The 18,987-nt window shown below is 59.5% G+C and carries 21 protein-coding genes; all 21 read left to right on the forward strand.

Annotated elements, in window-relative coordinates:
• The first annotated feature begins 13 nt into the window (after positions 1-13).
• The 21 genes from CFter6_RS05860 to CFter6_RS05965 all read left to right on the forward strand — a co-directional run bounded on the left by CFter6_RS05860 (position 14) and on the right by CFter6_RS05965 (position 18,870).
• Positions 14-694, forward strand: a complete 681-nt coding sequence (locus CFter6_RS05860) for a flagellar regulator YcgR PilZN domain-containing protein (RefSeq protein ID WP_167351362.1) — start codon at positions 14-16, stop codon at positions 692-694.
• Between the two features lie 166 nt (positions 695-860).
• Positions 861-1,952, forward strand: coding sequence for a FliC/FljB family flagellin (locus CFter6_RS05865; RefSeq protein WP_061539128.1), 1,092 nt, complete (start codon positions 861-863; stop codon positions 1,950-1,952).
• A 160-nt stretch (positions 1,953-2,112) separates the two neighbouring features.
• Positions 2,113-2,493 carry a flagellar protein FlaG gene (locus CFter6_RS05870; protein WP_061539129.1) on the forward strand — a complete coding sequence of 127 codons (381 nt, stop codon included), beginning with the start codon at positions 2,113-2,115 and terminating at the stop codon, positions 2,491-2,493.
• 43 nt (positions 2,494-2,536) lie between these two features.
• Positions 2,537-3,994 carry a flagellar filament capping protein FliD gene (gene fliD / locus CFter6_RS05875; protein WP_061539130.1) on the forward strand — a complete coding sequence of 486 codons (1,458 nt, stop codon included), beginning with the start codon at positions 2,537-2,539 and terminating at the stop codon, positions 3,992-3,994.
• A gap of 11 nt (positions 3,995-4,005) precedes the next feature.
• On the forward strand, positions 4,006-4,467 hold the full coding sequence (fliS, locus tag CFter6_RS05880; RefSeq protein WP_061539131.1) for a flagellar export chaperone FliS: 462 nt from the start codon (positions 4,006-4,008) through the stop codon (positions 4,465-4,467).
• Between the two features lies 1 nt (position 4,468).
• Positions 4,469-4,795, forward strand: coding sequence for a flagellar protein FliT (locus CFter6_RS05885; RefSeq protein WP_061539132.1), 327 nt, complete (start codon positions 4,469-4,471; stop codon positions 4,793-4,795).
• Positions 4,796-4,810: 15 nt separating this feature from the next.
• A complete protein-coding gene (gene fliK / locus CFter6_RS05890; RefSeq protein WP_061539133.1) occupies positions 4,811-5,719 on the forward strand; it encodes a flagellar hook-length control protein FliK in 909 nt (302 codons plus the stop codon).
• Positions 5,720-5,814: 95 nt separating this feature from the next.
• A complete protein-coding gene (locus CFter6_RS05895; protein ID WP_061539134.1) occupies positions 5,815-6,102 on the forward strand; it encodes an EscU/YscU/HrcU family type III secretion system export apparatus switch protein in 288 nt (95 codons plus the stop codon).
• 172 nt (positions 6,103-6,274) lie between these two features.
• On the forward strand, positions 6,275-6,922 hold the full coding sequence (locus CFter6_RS05900; protein WP_061542230.1) for a response regulator: 648 nt from the start codon (positions 6,275-6,277) through the stop codon (positions 6,920-6,922).
• 135 nt (positions 6,923-7,057) lie between these two features.
• A complete protein-coding gene (locus tag CFter6_RS05905) occupies positions 7,058-7,570 on the forward strand; it encodes a chemotaxis protein CheW (protein ID WP_061539135.1) in 513 nt (170 codons plus the stop codon).
• A gap of 61 nt (positions 7,571-7,631) precedes the next feature.
• Complete coding sequence (locus CFter6_RS05910; RefSeq protein ID WP_061539136.1) at positions 7,632-9,296, forward strand: methyl-accepting chemotaxis protein; 1,665 nt, start codon at positions 7,632-7,634, stop codon at positions 9,294-9,296.
• Positions 9,297-9,514: 218 nt separating this feature from the next.
• Positions 9,515-11,149: a sensor histidine kinase gene (locus tag CFter6_RS05915; RefSeq protein WP_167351363.1), complete on the forward strand. Its 1,635-nt coding sequence runs from the start codon at positions 9,515-9,517 to the stop codon at positions 11,147-11,149.
• Positions 11,150-11,603: 454 nt separating this feature from the next.
• Positions 11,604-12,311 (forward strand): Hpt domain-containing response regulator, encoded by a 708-nt coding sequence (locus tag CFter6_RS05925; RefSeq protein WP_082814621.1) that lies wholly within the window; start codon positions 11,604-11,606, stop codon positions 12,309-12,311.
• A 231-nt stretch (positions 12,312-12,542) separates the two neighbouring features.
• Positions 12,543-12,860, forward strand: coding sequence for a flagellar transcriptional regulator FlhD (gene flhD / locus CFter6_RS05930; protein ID WP_014004965.1), 318 nt, complete (start codon positions 12,543-12,545; stop codon positions 12,858-12,860).
• Between the two features lie 69 nt (positions 12,861-12,929).
• Positions 12,930-13,553: a flagellar transcriptional regulator FlhC gene (gene flhC, locus CFter6_RS05935; protein ID WP_061539140.1), complete on the forward strand. Its 624-nt coding sequence runs from the start codon at positions 12,930-12,932 to the stop codon at positions 13,551-13,553.
• 59 nt (positions 13,554-13,612) lie between these two features.
• Positions 13,613-14,473, forward strand: coding sequence for a flagellar motor stator protein MotA (gene motA / locus CFter6_RS05940; RefSeq protein ID WP_014004967.1), 861 nt, complete (start codon positions 13,613-13,615; stop codon positions 14,471-14,473).
• A gap of 27 nt (positions 14,474-14,500) precedes the next feature.
• On the forward strand, positions 14,501-15,415 hold the full coding sequence (gene motB / locus CFter6_RS05945; RefSeq protein WP_061539141.1) for a flagellar motor protein MotB: 915 nt from the start codon (positions 14,501-14,503) through the stop codon (positions 15,413-15,415).
• Positions 15,416-15,427: 12 nt separating this feature from the next.
• A complete protein-coding gene (locus tag CFter6_RS05950) occupies positions 15,428-15,802 on the forward strand; it encodes a response regulator (protein ID WP_061539142.1) in 375 nt (124 codons plus the stop codon).
• Positions 15,803-15,848: 46 nt separating this feature from the next.
• Positions 15,849-17,855, forward strand: a complete 2,007-nt coding sequence (gene cheA, locus CFter6_RS05955) for a chemotaxis protein CheA (protein ID WP_082814622.1) — start codon at positions 15,849-15,851, stop codon at positions 17,853-17,855.
• A 25-nt stretch (positions 17,856-17,880) separates the two neighbouring features.
• Positions 17,881-18,381 carry a chemotaxis protein CheW gene (locus tag CFter6_RS05960; RefSeq protein WP_061539144.1) on the forward strand — a complete coding sequence of 167 codons (501 nt, stop codon included), beginning with the start codon at positions 17,881-17,883 and terminating at the stop codon, positions 18,379-18,381.
• A gap of 36 nt (positions 18,382-18,417) precedes the next feature.
• Positions 18,418-18,870 (forward strand): transposase, encoded by a 453-nt coding sequence (locus CFter6_RS05965; RefSeq protein WP_082814623.1) that lies wholly within the window; start codon positions 18,418-18,420, stop codon positions 18,868-18,870.
• Positions 18,871-18,987: the final 117 nt, after the last annotated feature.

The raw sequence follows: 18,987 nt of genomic DNA on the forward strand, positions 1-18,987 counted from the left end.
GGAACAAGCTTGTTTGGAACAAGGCGCCAGTTATCTGTTGCAGGACGCGGCCGATATCGAAAGTATTTTGCGCGAACTGGAGCGTCAGAACAGCAGCATGACCATGCGCCAGCTGGGCGGCGGCGAGAGTGTCGCCACGCGCCTGGTGGCGGTGGCGCTGGCGCATGACATCTTTATCCACGCCGGCGACGCCGATGGCAGCGGGGCGCATTACCTGCCGGGCGACCTGCTGTGTTTTGACGGCGCACTGGACGGAGCGGGGGTACGTTTTGTGACCAGCGCAGCGCGCAACAGCGTCAGCCCGTGGCCGACGGCGCTAGCGGCGGCGCTGCCTACCTGCATTGCGTATTTTCCGCACCAGAAGTTTATCCGCATCGGCGTGCAGCCGGTCGAAGCCTGCGTAGTGCGCGCCAAGCGGCGCGACGGCAACGATTTTGTGCTCGATGTCCATGATTTGAGCGCGCGCGGCATCGGCTTGCGCTCGGCTTATGTATCGCTGCAGGCGCTGCCGGTGGGCACGGTGCTGCCGGCGGCGGTGCTGGATTTCCGTTCTTCCGGCCGGCTGCTGGTGGACTTGAGGGTGGTGTTCAGCCGCAGCGTGCAAGGGCCGGACGGCGTCATCAATCATTTCGGCTGTTATTACGTCGACCTCGACCAGGCTCGGCAGAGCTTGGGCGGTCTGTTGAGCGCCTAGGGCGGTCCTGCTTTATTTTGCGGCAGGCCCTAAATGTTTTCCAGGCAACTGCCGATAACCTGAATAACGGTGGCTTGCTTATCCCGGTTGTTGTTTGGCCGGGAGCGAGTCCAGCGTTACGGCGGCTTAGCCGGAACCCATAAACTTTAGCAACAGGAGTCATGCCATGTCTGTCATCAATACCAATATTCTTTCGCTGGTAGCGCAAAACAACCTCACCAAATCGGCGTCTTCGCTGAGCTCGGCCATCCAGCGCCTGTCTTCCGGCATGCGCATCAACAGCGCCAAGGACGACGCTGCGGGCCAGGCAATTGCGAATCGCTTCACCGCCAACATCACCGGCCTGACACAAGCATCGCGCAACGCCAACGACGGCATCTCGCTGGCGCAAACCACTGAAGGCGCGCTGACTGAAGTCAACAACAACCTGCAGCGTATCCGTGAACTGTCGGTGCAAGCCGCCAGCGGCACCAATTCTTCCAGCGATCTGCAATCGATCCAGGACGAAATTACACAACGCCTGAACGAAATCGACCGTACTTCTTCGCAAACCGACTTCAATGGCGTCAAGGTGCTGGCGTCTAACCAGACCCTGAATATCCAGGTTGGCGCGAATGACGGCCAGACTATCGGCATCGGCCTGCAAAAGATCGATTCGACTTCCTTGAAGCTGAATGCTCTGAACCTGGCTGGTCCTACCGGCGCGACAACGGCCATGACTCCTACCGGCAAGGACAATACCGGCGCCTCGACTGCTGTTGTCGCCGCCGGCTTTACCGCCGTCAACCGCGACACCAGCGGCACAGCTTTTACTGCGGCCCTTACCGATCTGTTTACAGATGCGCGCGGCAATAGCTATGTCAAGAACGGCGCTAACTACTACGCTGCCACCGTGACCGTTGCCGATGCAACCCAAGGCGCGACTGCCGCTACGCCGACAGCGACTGTCACGTACGATTCGTCGAAAGCGCTGACGGCCGCCAGCGGCAGCCCGTTGACTGCAATCGACAGCGCCCTGTCGCAAGTCGACAGCCTGCGCAGCTCGCTGGGTGCGGTACAGAACCGTTTTGCTTCGACCATCGCTAACCTGGGCACCACAGTGACCAACCTGTCTTCCTCGCGTTCGGGCATCCAGGACGCAGACTACGCGACCGAAGTGTCGAACATGACACGCGCGCAGATTCTGCAACAGGCAGGCACTTCGGTGCTGGCGAAGGCGAATCAGTCGACACAAAGCGTTTTGACATTGCTGCAATAAGCAATGAGCCGATTCCGCAGACGCCGCTCCAAGGCGTTTGCGGGGTTAGCCAATTCCAGGGGTGGCTGTTTCTGCGGCTGCCCCTGGTTCCATGATGTTTTGTCCAGTCGGGTTTGGTCCGATAGACCCGAGCGGACAGGTACAGCCGGAAGAGGATGTGATGTCGAATGCGATCAACATGGATGCTGCAAGCAGGGCCGCGCCGGCCGAGAACGCAGTTAACGCCGCCGCAACGAATGAGAAAGCCGCCGGGCACACCGGCGTGGTTATCAACAAAGTGCCGGAAACCGGTGGCGGCAAGTTGGCAGGCGTGCCCGAACGGTCGCAGATTCAAAGCAGGATCGACGATATCAATCGCCAGTTGCAGCTGAGGGCCGTAAGCGTGCAGTTCCAGATCGATCCTGGCTACAAGGATGTGATCCTGAAGGTGGTGGACCAGCAGGACGGCAAGGTGGTCTTGCAGATTCCCAGCGAAGAAGTGGTGCGGATCGCAAAGGTCATGGACCAGATGAAGGGTGTGTTGCTGGAAAAAACGGCGTAGCAGTTACCCGGCCGAAAACGATATTCAATGCAAAGGAATTGAGATGACTTTAGTTACCAACCTGGGAGCGGCATCAGGATTGCCGCTGGCTACCCTGCTAAGCAGCATTACCGTTTCCGAAAACCAGCCGCTCACCGCCATGAGCAACCAGCAGAGCGCGTATAACGCCAAGCTGTCGGCTTACGGCACCATACAGAATGCCCTGAGCACATTGCAGGCGGCGGCCGCGCAGCTGGGCAATCCCGCGCTGTTCCAGAATGTCACGGCGACTGCCGGCACCGCCTCGGTGCTGAGCGCGACTGCGACGACTGCCGCAGGCATAGGAAACTACGCGATCAACGTCAGCCAGCTGGCGCAGGCGCAGTCGCTGGCGACTGCGGGCCTCGCCAGCACTACCGCGGCTGTCGGCAGCGGCACGGTCACCCTGCAATTCGGCAGCATCTCGGGCGGCACGCTGGACCCGGCTTCCGGTAAATACAGCGGCGCGACGTTTACCGCGGACAGTACGCGCGCCGCAGCTTCCATCACTATCGATTCGAGCAACAATACGATGGCGGGAATCCGTGACGCCATCAATAAAAACAAGGCCCTTGGCGTTACGGCTTCTATTGTCAACGACGGCAGCAACACCCCGAACCGCCTGGTCCTGACTTCCACCCAGACTGGCGCGACTTCCACCATGAAGATCAGCGTCAGCGGCGATGCGGCATTGTCCAACCTGCTGTCGAACGATCCTGCCGGCACGCAAAACCTGCAGCAGACCGTGGAAGGCAAGAATGCGCAGATGACGGTCAACGGCATCGCTGTCACCAGCGCCAGCAATACCGTCAAGGAAGCAGTGCAGGGCGTGACCATGACGCTGACCGGCACCGGCGCCAGCAGCTTGTCGTTACAGAGCAATACGGCAACCGTGCAAGCTGCGATTTCGAATTTTGTCACTACCTATAACAGCCTGCAGACGCTTACCAAGCAATACACGGCTTTCAATACGGCAGCGCAGACGCAGGCGCCGCTGACCGGCGACGCGACCTTGCGCAATATCCAGACCCGCATCCGCGACACCATGAACACACCGCAACCCGCCAGCGGCAGCGGCGCATCCTTGACCATGCTGGCGCAGATCGGCGTGACGTTCCAGGCTGACGGCACCATGGCAATCGATTCGACCAAGCTGACCGGCGCGCTCACCACCAACCTGAGCGGCGTGCAGAACCTGTTTTCCAGCACTTCCGGCACTACCGGCTTCGGCTCCACGATGTCGACCTTGCTCACCGGCTTCACAGCCAGCAACGGGCCATTGAAGTCGGCAACCGACGGTTTGAACAGTTCCTTGAAAACGCTGGCGACGCAGATGACCAGCACGCAGTCGCTGATCAGCACAACGATTGCGCGCTATACCAAGCAATTTACGGATCTGGATACGCTGATCGCCGGCATGAACCAGACCAGCAGCTACCTGACCCAGCAATTTGCAGCTCTCAACGACACCAGTTCAAAATAAGACGAGGTTTCATGTATACATCTTCTGCCGCCGCGCCCATGCTCAATTCTGGCGCTCGCGCCTACGCCCGGGTCGGCATCGAAAGCGCGGTCATGAGCGCGTCGCCGCAGCAGCTGCTGACCATGTTGTTCGATGGCGCCAAAGCTGCCATCAGCATGGCGCGCCACCATATGGCGAGCGGCGATGTTGTCGCCAAAGGCAACGCCATTTCGAAAGCGGTCAGCATCATCGACAGCGGCCTCAAGGCCAGCCTAGATGCCGAGGCTGGCGGCAGCGCCGGCGCCGAGCTGGCGGCCAACCTGTCGGCGCTGTACGACTACATCAACCAGCGCCTGCTGTACGCCAACCTGCGTAACGATCCTGCCTTGCTGGAGGAGGCTGACCGGCTGCTGGAAAACATCGCTTCGGCCTGGCGCGACATCAGTGGCGCCCCAAACGGCGCGCTGACCAACGATCTTTCGGCAAGGGGATAAGATGACGCCCCAACATGAACTGATGGAATGCTACGAAAAGATCGCGCCGCTGACCGGCCGCATGCTGGAATCGGCGCGCGCCGGCGACTGGGATGGCCTGGTGCAACTGGGACTGCAGTTCCGTTCCTGGGTTGAGCGCTTGAAGGGAATCGAGCTGGCGGAACCCCTGGAGCCGTTGCAGCTGGTGCGCAAGCACAGCCTGCTGAGCCGGATCCTGGCCGACGACGCAAAAATCCGCGATATCCTGACGCCGGAGCTGGCGCAGTTGAGCAGCTTGCTGGGCAACATGCATCGACAGCAGCATCTCAACCATGCTTACGGCCAGTAACCCGAGCCATGCATCATGAGCGGCGGCACCCCCCTGATCACCGACATCGAAGCGATTGCGAACGATACCCGGTTGCCGTCACGCGCGGCAGTCGGCCGGCAGCTCGGGATCGATCCTGGCCAGCCGGCGCTGCAGGGCAATCCCAGGCTGGCGCAGGGCGCTGCTGACGGCGCCAGCTTGAGCGCGGCGGCGCGCGTCATCAGCGAACTGCTGGGGGCGACGCCGATGAAGGGCGAGGCGGTAAGCGGCAGCGCACCGCTGTGGCCGGCCACAGCCGCACCGAGATCGGGACCGGTATCGGGACCGGAACCACAGCAACTGGCGGCTGCCCTGGCGCGCAGCGTTGCCGGCAGCGGCCTGTTTTATGAATCCCACCTATTGCAATTTTTCACCGGCGAACGCTCGCTGGCCCAGCTGCAGCACGAGCCGCAGGCGAAGCTGGTCCTGCCATCGGCAGCAGCCGATGCAGAAGCTGCCACTACTCCCACTGCCAGCCATGTCACGGCTAACATCGCTGCCGAAGCGGTCCCTCTGGTGCGCCAGCAGCTTGAGTTGCTGGCGCTGTCGCAATTCCGCTGGAGCGGCGAAGCCTGGCCGGACGCGGGCATGGAATGGGAAATTACAGAGCAAGGGCGGCGCCAGCCCGACGATAGCGCACCGCGCAGCTGGAGTACTTGTCTGAGCATGACCTTGCCCCGGCTCGGCGGCATCGAATTGCGCCTGAGCCTGGCGAACCACAGCTGGCGCGCCGACCTGCGTGCGGCCGAGGCGACCACGCTCGGTTCCATGCAGGCCGCCAGTGCGCAACTGCAGCAGCGATTCTCGGCGGCCGGCCTGCATTTGAGCGGTTTACAAGTGGTGCAATTGCCACAAGCCGGCTTGGATAACCCATTGGATACAAAAAATGACAACAAAAACAAATAATTGTATTAGAGTAATGTTTTTTGTATGCAGGACGGCTCCCGCACGGCAAATTGGCGCGGGACCGGCAGCTAGCAACGGCAAGCAGGCGGACAGCAGTGGAAACTGAGGGCTCAGGCCGTAAAAGCGTGGTAGCGTTATCACGCGCGCATCAGGACCAGGCGCCGCTGGTGGTGGCAAAAGGTTACGGCGCCGTGGCCGAGGCCATCATGCAAAAGGCGCGCGAGCACGGTTTGTATGTGCATGCGTCGCCCGACCTGGTGAAGTTGCTGATGCACGTCGACCTCGACCAGCAGGTCCCGCCGCAGCTTTATCTGGCGGTAGCCGAGTTGCTGGCCTGGGTGTACAGCTTGGAAAATGAGCAGGAGCGGTCGGCGCCTGCGTGAATGTCGCGATAGTGCATGCAGATATTAATCATTTGATATCGCTCATCTGCACCGGAGCAAAATGTGTGCATATTATTGATATAGTCGCGCTCCCGTATTGTGCGGACCCGGCAGCAGATCGATAATGCGCAGTCCTCGGTTGTGAAATGAGATTGTTCAAAGAGTCATGGAAATGAAAGTTGCATCACCGATTCGGGTATTGATCGCTGATGATCATCGCATTGTCAGGCGCGGGCTGCAGCACATCCTGGATGCCAGCCCGGGTATCGTCGTGATCGGCGAAGCCAGCGACTACAACGGCATTACCGATATCCTGAGGGAGCAGCCGTGCGATGTCCTGCTGCTGGATATATCGATGCCGGGCAAAGACGGCATCGAAATCCTGCACCTGCTCAAGAAGCGCGAACCGATGCTGCGCATCATGGTATTGAGCAGCCATGGCCCGGAACAGTTTGCGGTGCGCGCCTTGAAGGCCGGCGCGGCTTCCTACCTGACCAAGGACGGCGCACCGGATGAACTGGTGGAAGCGGTGCGGGTGGTTGCGCGCGGCCGCAAGTACATCAGCAAAGGGCTGGCGGAATCATTGGCCAACCATGTCATCGAAGAAGATGACATGATGCCGCACGAACAATTGTCCAACCGCGAATTCCAGACCGTGCGCATGATCGCTTCGGGCCAGACCCGTACCGAGATTGCAAAAAACCTCTCCATCAGCCCCAAGACCGTCAGCGTCTATCGTTCCCGCGTGTTCGAGAAAATGGGCGTGCGCACCAATGCCGAACTGACCCGCTACGCCATCGAGCACGGTTTGCTCGAATAGAGGGCTGTTTCAAGTCCTTTTCGCTATATCGATAGCGCTTGCTCCTGTTTATATTGAGTCACCTAAAGTGCTGTGCAAGCCGGATTTGTTCGGTTCGGCGCGACAGGTGCATTTCAATTCTCAAGGATCAAGTCCATGACGCTTGCCGCTCAAACGCCGACCCAGATACGCCGTTCCACTGTCCAGCACGAAGTTGCGGGCCAGGAATTCCTGACTTTCACCCTGGGCAAGGAGGAGTACGGCATCGATATCCTCAAGGTGCAGGAGCTGCGCGGTTACGACAATGTCACCCAGATCGCCAACGCGCCCGATTTCCTGAAAGGCGTGGTCAACCTGCGCGGGGTGATCACGCCCATCATCGACATGCGCATCAAGTTCAACCTTGCTGCCTCCAGTTATGACCAGTTTACCGTGGTCGTCATCCTCCATCTTGGCCAGCGCACCGTAGGCATGGTGGTCGATGGCGTGTCCGATGTCATCACCCTGTCGAGCCAGCAGATCAAGCCGGCGCCGGAAATGGGCACGGTCCTCAACACCGATTACCTGATAGGCCTTGGCACGCTCGACGACCGCATGCTGATCCTGCTGGATATCGACAAGCTGATGTCCAGCGATGAGATCGGCCTGATCAACAAGCTGACCGCCTGAGCACCTAGCCGCCAGGGCTGCCGGACCGCCGGACCGCCGGACCGCTGAAAATGGAGGGGACATGAATTTTACAAATACAAGAATAGGAGTCCGGCTGGGCGTCGGATTTACAGCCATATTGCTGCTGGCGGTAGCCATTACAGGAATAGGCATCTGGCGTTTGCAGCAGACCGGCGCCGCGGTCGACACCATGGTGTCGCAAGTCCTGGTGCGGGAACGGCTGGCGGCCGAATGGCAGGATGCGGTGGCAGTCAATGCAGTGCGCACGATGGCGGTGGTGCGCAGCGACGACAGTAAAACCCAGAAGATCTTCCAGTCCGAAATGAGTGCGACATCCGAGCGCGCATCGGTACTGCAAACCAAGCTGCATGGATTGTCCGACGACCAGGGCCGGCGAGCGTTGGGAGAGATCGCCGCGGCGCGCGCCGCCTATACCGAAATGCGGGATACCGTGCTGACCACGCGCCAGTACGGCAGTGCCGAAAGCGCGGTGGCCATGATCGAGAAAGACCTGGACCCGGCGCGCAAGGAATACCTGGGCAAGCTGCAGAAGTTCGTCGATGCGCAACGCCAGGCAATCGATGACGCCGCGCTGGATATCGCCGCCAACTATCGTTCCGGCCGCAACCTGCTGGTTGCGTTCGGCGCCTTGGCGATCCTTCTCGGCGCAGCGTTTGCCTGGCGTCTGACCGGCGGCATCGTCAAGCCGCTGCATGCGGCAGTCGCCGTGGCGCAACGGGTGGCGCAAGGCGACCTGAGCGCCAGCATCGAGGTCAAGGGCAGGGATGAAACCGGGCAGCTGCTGCAGGGTATCAAGGAGATGATCCTTGCCTTGCGCGATACGGTCAGCCGGGTGCGCAACGGCACCGAAAGCATCGTCGCCGCCTCGCGCCAGATCGCTGCGGGCAACCAGGATCTGTCCAGCCGCACCGAGGAGCAGGCCGCCAGCCTGGAGCAGACCGCGGCATCGATGGAACAACTGACTTCAACCGTAAGGCAAAATGCCGACAATGCGCGGCAAGCCAACCAGCTGGCAGAAAATGCCGCGTCGACAGCGCTGAGCGGCGGGCAAATGGTGTCCGAGGTAGTTGCCACCATGGCGCTGATCAGGGACAGTTCGCATCAGATCAGCGACATCATAGGCGTCATCGACGGCATTGCTTTTCAGACAAACATACTGGCGCTGAACGCTGCGGTGGAAGCGGCGCGCGCCGGCGAACAGGGGCGGGGTTTTGCAGTGGTGGCTGCCGAGGTGCGCAACCTGGCGCAGCGTTCGGCGGTCGCCGCCAAGGATATCAAGGTCTTGATCGGCGCCTCGGTCGACAAGGTGGACGCCGGCGGCAGGCAGGTTGACGCAGCTGGCGCCGCGATGAGCGAAATCGTTGCGTCGATCCGGCGCGTGGTCGACATCATGGCCGAAATCGCCGCCGCCAGCGAGCAGCAGAGTAGCGGCATCGACCAGGTCAACCAGGCGGTGGGACAAATGGACCAGGCCACGCAGCAGAATGCGGCGCTGGTGGAGCAGGCCGCCGCCGCTGCACACAGCTTGCAGGAACAGGCGGGGGAATTGCTGCAGGCGGTCAGCATCTTTCAGCTGGAGAAGCCGGCCGGGCAAGCCTATCCAGGCATGCAGGAAAGACAAGATTTGGCCGAAGCTGCAGCATTGCGGGACATGCCAGAAGAGCATCATGCCGGCGGCCGGCCTGTCCTGGTTAGCACAAATTGACAGGTGACGGCGTTCTACGATGCTGGATAATAGCGGATACGTTAAGTTGTGCCGGTGCTGACACCATGGCCGCCAGCGGGCTTCACGTATTGTGGCGGTAATATCCGTCACAGTTTCCAATAGATTGTATGCCCATCGTAATGCAAAGATTTACCTCTGCCTGGCGCCGCCTGCTAGCCGCTTCAAAGACGGACAGCATTTTCTGCGGCTCGCGTTTCATGCGCCTTGTCTACGCGATTACAGTAACTGCGATCCTGGTCATCGGCTACGTCTGGCTGTATGCCGGTTACCAGATCGGTTCCGATTACGAGCGCGATGTCAAAACCATACAGCTCAGCCACACCATCGTAGTGCGCGACTTCACCCAGCGGCTGCTGCGTTCCATAGACGAACGCGACCGCTTGCTGCGGCTGGTGCGCGACGATTTCCAGATGGCCGACGGAAAAATCGACCTGCTGCGCTATACAAAGATATTCGGCGGTTTATATACGCAGCTGAACGTGGTGGGCCAGAGCGGGCGCCTGCTGGCATCGACCAAGCCGGCGGCGGCTGTCGACTGGAGCGGCAATGAACTGTATGTTGCCCAGCGCGACCACCTGGATGACGCCTTGCGTTTTGCCCGTCCGCGCAAATTGCCCGGCAGCGGCCAATGGATGATGCATGTGGCGCGCCGCATCTTTTCTTCCAACGGCGATTTCGCCGGCATCGTCGAACTGGAATTTCCGGTAGACAGGCTGCCGGCCTTGTATGCGAGCCTGGACCGGATCCGCGCCGGCGAACGGCAGGTGGTTGGCAGCGACGGCATTGCCGCCGACGGACCGCCGGCCAGCGAAAGAATGATCTTGCGCCGGATCGATGAAACGGTGATGGAGCTGGACGACAGCGAACTGAGCAAGAGCCAGCCGTTCGCCGACCAGAAGGCGCTTGACGACCAGCATTCGTGGGTGTCGCGCAAGCTGGAGCCTTATCCGCTGCTACTGTCGGTGAAACTGCCCGACCCGGAGCCGCTGCCGGGACAGGAAAGTCCCAAGCTGATGGGATATGTCATGTACGCCTGCGTGCCGACCTTGCTGATCCTGCTGTTGATGAGCCTGGCCTACCGCACCATCAAGCGGCAATACGAAGTGGTGCGCAAATACGACACCTTGCGCCGCCGCGCCAGCGATGCCAACAAGCGGAAGTCCCGTTTCCTGGCAACGGTGGTGCATGAGTTGCGCACGCCTTTGAGCGGCGTCCACGGCTATTCCGAGCTGGTGCGGGACACCAGCAGCGATCCGCAGAGCCGCGAGTTCGGCGACCTGATCCATCAGAGCGCGATTTACCTGCACGGCTTGCTGAACACCTTGTTTGACCTGGCGCGCATTGAAGCCGGCAGGGTCGTGATATTCCACGAAAATATCGATACGCTGGGCTATTTCGAATACATCGGCTCCATGCACAGAATCAATGCCGTCAAGAAGGGCCTGGGTTTCCAGATGCGGCTGGCGCCGGATTTGCCGGGCAATTTCCTGTGCGATCGCGTCAGGTTGTCGCAGATACTCAACAACATGCTGGATAATGCCGTTAAATTCACCGTTACCGGCGGCGTCACGATGGAAGTGACTACCTTCAGGGACAAGCTCAAGATCAGGGTGCTCGATACCGGTCCCGGCATCGCCAAAGGCGAGCTGAAACATCTGTTCGAATACTTCTACCAGGCAGAATCGGTGCGCGCCGGCCGCAGCCGCGGCCTGGGCCTGGGGTTGTCGCTGGCCAAAGAGTTTACCGACCTGATCCGCGGCAGCATCCGCATCGATTCCGAGGTGGGCGTCGGCACCGTGGTCAATCTCAGCATTCCGTTGAATGCGCGCTGAGCGCGTCCCATCCATGGCGGATCGCGGGTTTGCTACACTGGATGCCGATGATGTCGTTACGGCGCTCGTACCTGACGCGGCAATGCCCGAGATTGCGGCCAATATTGCAGTCAGCGCATTTTCGGCCGGTTTGCTGCTCCCCATGGTCAACGCCCAAACAGGATATCTTCTCCTTGTCTAGGGCCTGTGGACATTCAATTTGGAAGATGCGTTCAAACCAAAACGTGTGCTGGCAAGGCGCGTGGCTTGCTGGGGCTGGTGCCCCAGCAAGCCATGCAACGCCGCCAGCGCACGTTTTGGTTTGAACCCTTCGGGAACGGCTGCAGGCGTTACATGCCGTTGTTGCAACTCCTTGCCGTAGCACCGCTACGTCGCGTCGTTGCGCCTAGGCCTGTAACGCCTGCAGCGCGTTCGCACTCCCAAATTGAATGTCCACAGGCCCTAGGAGGCGACGATGCGTTCCGCGTTAATTCTTGTGGTTGAAGACCATCCAATCAATCGCCGCATGCTGCAGGCGCAGCTGGCGGCCGAAGGCTGGCAGAGCGAGCTGGTCGCCACCGGCGCCGAAGCTTTACAGTGGCTGACGCATACCAGGCCGGTGGCGGTCATCACCGACTACGTGCTGGAAGACATGACCGGGGTCGAACTGCTGCACCGGGTCAGGCGCTGGGAAGCCGACGCATCGGCTCTGCCGGCGATCCCGATGATCCTGTATAGCGGCATGTCGCTCGACTACCTGCAGCGTGAATCGAGAGGCCTGGATTGCACCGCCATCCTGACCAAGCCCATCAGCCGCGCGCAGCTGCGGCAAACGCTGGCGCCGATAGTTGCGCAAAAAATGCCCGCCGTAACACCCGCCGCGCCCGACGATTTGCTGACCGACCTGCTGCAGTTCGGTTACCTGCAGCTGGCCAGCCTCAAGCTCAGCATTAAAAACCAGCGATGGGCGGAGACGGCGGGCATCGCGCACGGCTTGCGCGGCGCCGCCGCGGTATTGCAGCTGAAAGAAATTTCGCAAGCCGCGGCAGAAATCGAGAACCAATCGCGCAATAACCCGTCGGAGTCTATGGAAGACGCTTACAGCCGTTTGCAAAATGCGCTGGAACGGCTGGCTTTGCAGCTCAATGCAAGCCGCGCAATGCCCCTGGCAAAGCCGCTATAGCACTCCCTTCTTCGTCGCTTCCCCCTGGCTGCCGTGCAATGCGGTGCTGACGTAGGAACAATGCCTACATCGATTCAGCCAAATATTTCATCCATATCGAGAACCTTACCGACTTATTTTCTTTTTTGAAACATTTCATAATTGCCTAGAAGCAGCGGACAAGACAAAAACTAAAAGATTGCTCACCAATTGCCGTAAACATTCATAAGTAGTTTCAGTCTGGGGGAAAGCATGGACAGTAATGGATTTGTAAACGAGATAAGCGAAGTCAATCTGTCTTATCTGCTGCTGGCACAACGTCTGTTGCGCGAGGATAAAGCGACAGCCATGTTTCGTATGGGATTGAGCCGCGAACTGGCCGAGCTGCTCGGCAACCTATCTTTATCGCAGGTGGTGAAGCTGGCGGCATCCAGCCTCTTGTTGTGCCGTTTCCGGTTCGACGATCACGCGATTCTTTCATCTTTGACGCATACCGACAAAGACCACGCCTTGCAACAGGCGCATGCCTCCATCCTGCTGGCGGGACAACCGCTGGAAGGCATCCGATGAAACGGCCTGATTCTTGTGATTTTTGTGATTCTTGCGCCGCAACGGTTGTCGCTAGCGGGGCCGGCAACCATGGCTACTAACAAAAGCGTGATCCTGGAAGCCCAGGAAATCCAGCTCGCCATCGACCTGATCAAGCTCGGCGCGCGCCTGCAGTTCCTGGAATCGGAAACCTCCTTGAGCCGCGACCGCCTGATCAAACTGTACAAGGAAATCAAAGGCATTTCGCCGCCCAAGGGATTGCTGCCGTTTTCCACCGACTGGTTCATGACCTGGCTGTCGAATATCCATTCATCGATGTTCTACAACATCTACCGTTTCATGCTGGCGCATGGCGACGGCCAGCAGATCGTTGCGGTGGTCAAGAGCTACCGGCTCTACCTGGAGCAGGTCGAACGACAAGGCGGCAAGCCGGTGCTCGACTTCACGCGGGCCTGGACGCTGACGCGTTTCTTCGACAGCGGCATGCTGCAGCTAAGCAGCTGCAGCCGCTGCAACGGCCACTTCGTCGCCCATGCCCATGACCTGCAGAACGGTTTCGTCTGCGTCTTGTGCCGGCCGCCGTCGCGCGCCGGCAAGACACGCAAGCTGAGTTCCCCGGCTGTATCCGAAACCGATCTTGTCCAGGCGCGTGAATATGTGCCACTGCCTCGGGTCCGGCGGGTTGCGGGCCTTGCCAAAGGCGGCCTGGCCTGAGCTTGGCGGCGGCAGCATTGGCTATGGCTGCATAAGATTTATTTCAAGGGGAATCAAAAGTGCTAGTTTTTGTTGGCTATATCGTCGTTATAGCTTCTGTGTTTGGCGGTTATGCCATGATGGGCGGTCATCTCGGCGTGCTGTTCCAGCCGGTCGAATTGCTGATGATCGGCGGCGCCGGGGTCGGCGCTTTTGTGGTCGGCAACGATGGCAAGGCCATCATGGCCACCGTCAGGGAATTGCCGAAACTGCTGCGCAGTTCCAAGCACGACAAAGCCTTGTACATGGAGCTGATGGCCTTGCTCTACGTGTTGCTGGCGAAGGCTCGCAAAGACGGCATGCTGGCGCTGGAAGCGGATATCGACGATCCCTTGAACAGCCCCATCTTCGTCCAGTATCCGCTGGTGCAGCACGACCCGCGCGTGATCGAATTCCTTACGGACTACCTGCGCCTGATTGTCAGCGGCAATATGGATGCGTTTGAAATCGAATCGCTGATGGATCATGAAATAGAAACCTACAAGCACGAAGCTGAAGTGCCTGCGCACAGCCTGGCCAAGGTCGGCGACGCCTTGCCTGCGTTCGGCATCGTGGCGGCGGTGATGGGCGTGGTGCATGCGCTGGCATCGGCCAACCTGCCGCCGTCGGAAATGGGCGAACTGATTGCGCATGCGATGGTGGGCACTTTCCTGGGGATCTTGCTGGCTTATGGATTCGTGTCGCCATTGGCGACGCTGATCGAGCACCAGGTAGCGGAATCGGTGAAGGTGTACCAGTGCATCAAGGTCACCCTGCTGGCTAACCTGAACGGCTATGCGCCGCAGCTGGCGGTGGAATTCGGCCGCAAGGTGCTGTACTCGACCGAACGCCCTTCGTTCACGGAGCTGGATGACCATGTGCGCCAAGTCAAAAGCCGATAATGTCCGCCGGCCCGGGGCGGAGGCGGCATGAGCAAGGTCAAGCAGCGGATTGTCGTCAGGCGGGTAACTGCCGCCAAGCATCAGGCGCATGGCGGCAGCTGGAAAATCGCCTACGCCGATTTCATGACGGCGATGATGGCGTTTTTCCTGGTGATGTGGCTGCTGTCGATTTCTTCTCCCAAGCAGCGGGAGGGCATTGCCGAGTACTTCAAGATGCCGCTCAAGGTTGCCATCAGCGGCGGTGAAAAAAGCAGCACCAGCAGCAGCGTGATTCCTGGCGGCGGCACCGATTTTACCCAGGTGGACGGTGACGACAAGCGCAGCAATCCGGATACCGCCGATGCCGAACGGTTGAAGTCGCTGAAGAAACGGCTGGAGCAGGTGATCGATGCGAATCCGGTGCTCAAGCAGTTCCGGCCGCAGTTGCTGATTGACATCACCAGCGAAGGATTGCGGATCCAGATCGTGGATAACCGCAACCGGCCGATGTTCGACCTGTCCAGCGCCAAGGTGCAGCCATACATGAGCACCATCCTGCGCGAAATCGGGCCGGTGCTCAATGAATTGCCGAACAAGATCACCCTGGCCGGGCACACCGATGCGACCCCTTATGTGCTCGGTTCCAAGTATTACAGCAACTGGGAGTTGTCGGCCGACAGGGCGAATGCATCGCGCCGCGAACTGATCGGCGGCGGCATGGCGGAGCAAAAGGTGCTGCGCGTGATGGGCGTGGCGTCGACCATGGATTTGAACAAGGCTGACCCGCTGGATCCGGTCAACCGGCGCATCAGCATCGTGGTGCTGAACCGGCGCGCGCAGGCGCAGATCGAACAGGAAAACAGCAGCGGCAGCAACGCCGGCATCAAGCTCGACGGACAGAAGGACAGCGCCAGCCAGTTGCGGGACAGCGCGCCCAGGCTTCCTGGGGCGGCAAAGCCATGATACAGAGGCCATATGAGGACTAAGACAATATTGGTGGTGGATGACTCAGCCGTCATGCGCAAGCTGATTGAAGCAGCCCTGGCCGAGGACAACTACCAGGTCCTGCTGGCGGCGGACGGCGAAGCGGCCATGCAGCAAGCCCGCATTGCAGCGGTCGACCTGGTGCTGACAGACTGGAATATGCCGGCGATGGGCGGCCACCAGCTGATTCGTGCATTGCGGCAGATGGAAAATCATGGCGAGACGCCGATCCTGGTGCTTACCACCGAGGCCAGCGATGCCGAAAAAGCCGATGCGCGCGCGGCCGGCGCCAGCGGCTGGCTGAGAAAACCGATAGAACCTGCAACCTTGCTGGAAGTGGTGGCCAGCTTGCTGGATACCGAGTAACGCTAAGCCGACAATCAGAGCACGCAGTAAGGAGATCACGAACGATATGGATATTACCGAGTTTTACCAGACCTTCTTTGAAGAAGCGGACGAACTGCTGGCTGAGATGGAGCAATTGCTGCTGGGGCTGGATATGGACGCGCCCGACAGCGAGCATTTGAACGCCATATTCCGCGCTGCGCATTCGATCAAGGGCGGCGCCGCTACCTTCGGTTTTGTTGCGCTGACCGATACCACGCATCTTTTGGAAAATTTACTGGACCGTGCCCGTCATCAGGAAATACGACTGCGCAAGGAAATGATCGACGCCTTTTTGGAAACCAAAGACGTGCTACAAGAACAGATAAGTGCTTACCGGGCTGGCGCTGAACCCGATCCCGACATGGTCGCGCGGATTTGCGCGGTACTGCAACAACTGGCGCAGGAGGAAAACGCAGGCGTCGGCGGCAAGGTTGCTGCGGCGGCACCTGCCTTAGCACCGGCGGCTGCACCATTGCCCGCTGCCGCCGGCGGCGCGCAGCTGCGGGTGCGTTTTTCCGGGATATCCGAGAGCGACCGCAAGCTGTTGAGTGCGGAACTGGAAAACCTGGGCGAAGTGGTGGCGCAGACGCAAGGCGAGGACAGCCTGACCTTGTGGCTGGAAACCAGCTGCGAGGCGGACGACATCATCGCCGTGTGCTGTTTCATCATCGACATCGACCAGATTGATATCATGCAGGAAGCGGCGGCGCAGCCGCCAGCCGAGCCGGTGGCGGCGGTAGCTGCAGAATCGGCGCCGGCAAAGGTGATTGCGATCGCCGCTGCCGCGGCATTGCCGAAAGCCGCCGCGGCGGCAGCCATTCCGGTCGCACCTCCGGCGGCCAAGGAATCCGGCTCGATTCGCGTCGATGTGGAAAAGGTCGACCAGATCATCAACCTGGTAGGAGAACTGGTGATCACCCAGTCGATGCTGGCGCAGACCGCGGCGACGCTGGATCCGGTGCTGCATGAGCGCCTGCTGAACGGCATGGGACAGCTCGAACGCAACGCCCGCGATTTGCAGGAATCGGTGATGTCGATCCGCATGATGCAGATGGATTATGTATTCAGCCGCTTTCCGCGCCTGGTCAGGGACTTGGCCGACAAGCTTGGCAAGCAGGTGCAGCTGGTGACTTTCGGCAAAGCCACGGAACTCGACAAAAGCCTGATCGAACGCATCATCGATCCCTTGACCCATCTGGTGCGCAACAGCCTGGACCATGGCATCGAAAAGCCTGAGCAGCGCATCGCCGCCGGCAAAGATCCGGTCGGCGAGCTGCTGTTGTCGGCCCAGCACCAGGGCGGCAATATCGTGATTGAAGTCAGCGATGACGGCGCCGGCCTGAACCGGGAAAAAATCCTGGCCAAGGCGATACAGCAAGGCATGGCCATCAGCGACACGATCAGCGACGACGAAGTCTGGCAGCTGATTTTTGCTCCCGGTTTTTCCACAGCTGAAAAAATCACCGATGTTTCGGGACGGGGCGTCGGCATGGATGTGGTCAAGCGCAATATCCAGGAAATGGGCGGCCATGTCGAAATCGTATCGCGCCAGGGCAACGGCACGACCACCAGGATCGTATTGCCGCTGACACTGGCGATCCTGGACGGCATGTCGGTCAAGGTCGGCAATGAAGTCTACATCCTGCCTCTGAATTACGTGATCGAATCGCTGCAGCCGCGCGCCGCGGACATCCATTCCGTGAGCAATGAAGAACAGGTCCTGCACGTGCGCGGCGAGTATCTGCCATTGACGGAATTGCATCGTGTATTCAGCGTGGCCGACGCGCGTACCGATCCTACCCAAGGCATCGTGGTGATTTTGCACGGCGAGGGAAAACGTTTCGCTTTGCTGGTGGACCAGCTGGTCGGACAACATCAGGTGGTGGTGAAAAACCTGGAAACCAACTATCGCAAAGTCCCGGGAATTTCCGCCGCCACCATCCTCGGCGATGGCAGCGTCGCCCTGATTGTCGATGTCGGCGCGCTGCAGCGCACCGGCCGTGAGAAAGCGCCGCTGCTGGCAGCCGCTTAGGACATCTTGAAAGAAGAGGAATCAAATGGACAATGATCGCAATAAACTCCTGGCTGGACAGGATGAGTCGGAAGGACAGAAATTCCTGGTGTTCACGCTGGGCAGCGAAGAGTACGGCATCGACATCCTGAAAGTGCAGGAAATCCGCGATTACGAAGCGGTGACGCGGATTGCCCATGCACCTGAATTCATCAAGGGTGTGACCAACCTGCGCGGCATCATCGTACCTATCGTCGACCTGCGCATCAAGTTTCGTCTCGAAAATATCCAGTACAACCACCAGACCGTTGTGATCATCCTGAATGTCGCCCAGCGTGTGGTTGGCATATTGGTGGATGGCGTATCCGATGTGCTGACTTTGGGCCGCGATGAAATCAAGCCGCCTCCAGAATTCGGCGCAGCCTTGTCGGCGGAATATCTCAGCGGCCTGGGCACGGTAGGGCAGCGCATGCTGATTCTGATCGATATAGAAAAACTCATGTGCAGCGCAGACATGGCTTTGTTTGACTCCGCTGAACTTGTCTGAGGTGAGGACAGGGTAGGCAACGACAGGAAATTAAAGATGAAACTTAGAGATAGCCAATGGCAAAAACTGGAGCCTTTGTTGATAGGAAAGCAGGGCGATCCTGGCGCCAAGGGCCGGGACAATCGCTTGTTTATCGATGCAGTGCTTTGGATCATCAGCAATAAATCCATCTGGCGCAGCCTGCCTGCCGAGTTCGGCAAATGGAATACCACGTATATGCGCTTCAGGCGATGGAACGAGTGCGACGTCTGGCGCCAGCTGGAGCAAGACATGTACGACGATCCGTTGCTGAAATCCATGTTCCACGAGATCGTGGCGTATGGCGACAAGCAGACCGGGCGCATCAAGCAAAGGCTGGCGCGGCGCGCAAACAAGCTGGTTTACAACTCATCCCTCGGCAAGGCCGGCGGCGCCAGGAAAAATTCGCCGGGCGTGGACGAATCGACGTCGCACTGGGTTGGGCTGGTGATGAGAGGCTCGGCTATTTGAGCGACGCCGGAAACCTGAATTTTGAAATAAAAATGTAGAAAGACAGTCCCGACAAACTCGTGATTTGCCGTTCAAGAAAGTCAGACGACGTCCGTTAATACAGTAAACGGATGGCCT

The organism is Collimonas fungivorans, assembly GCF_001584145.1.
Taxonomy (GTDB): Bacteria; Pseudomonadota; Gammaproteobacteria; order Burkholderiales; family Burkholderiaceae_D; genus Collimonas; species Collimonas fungivorans.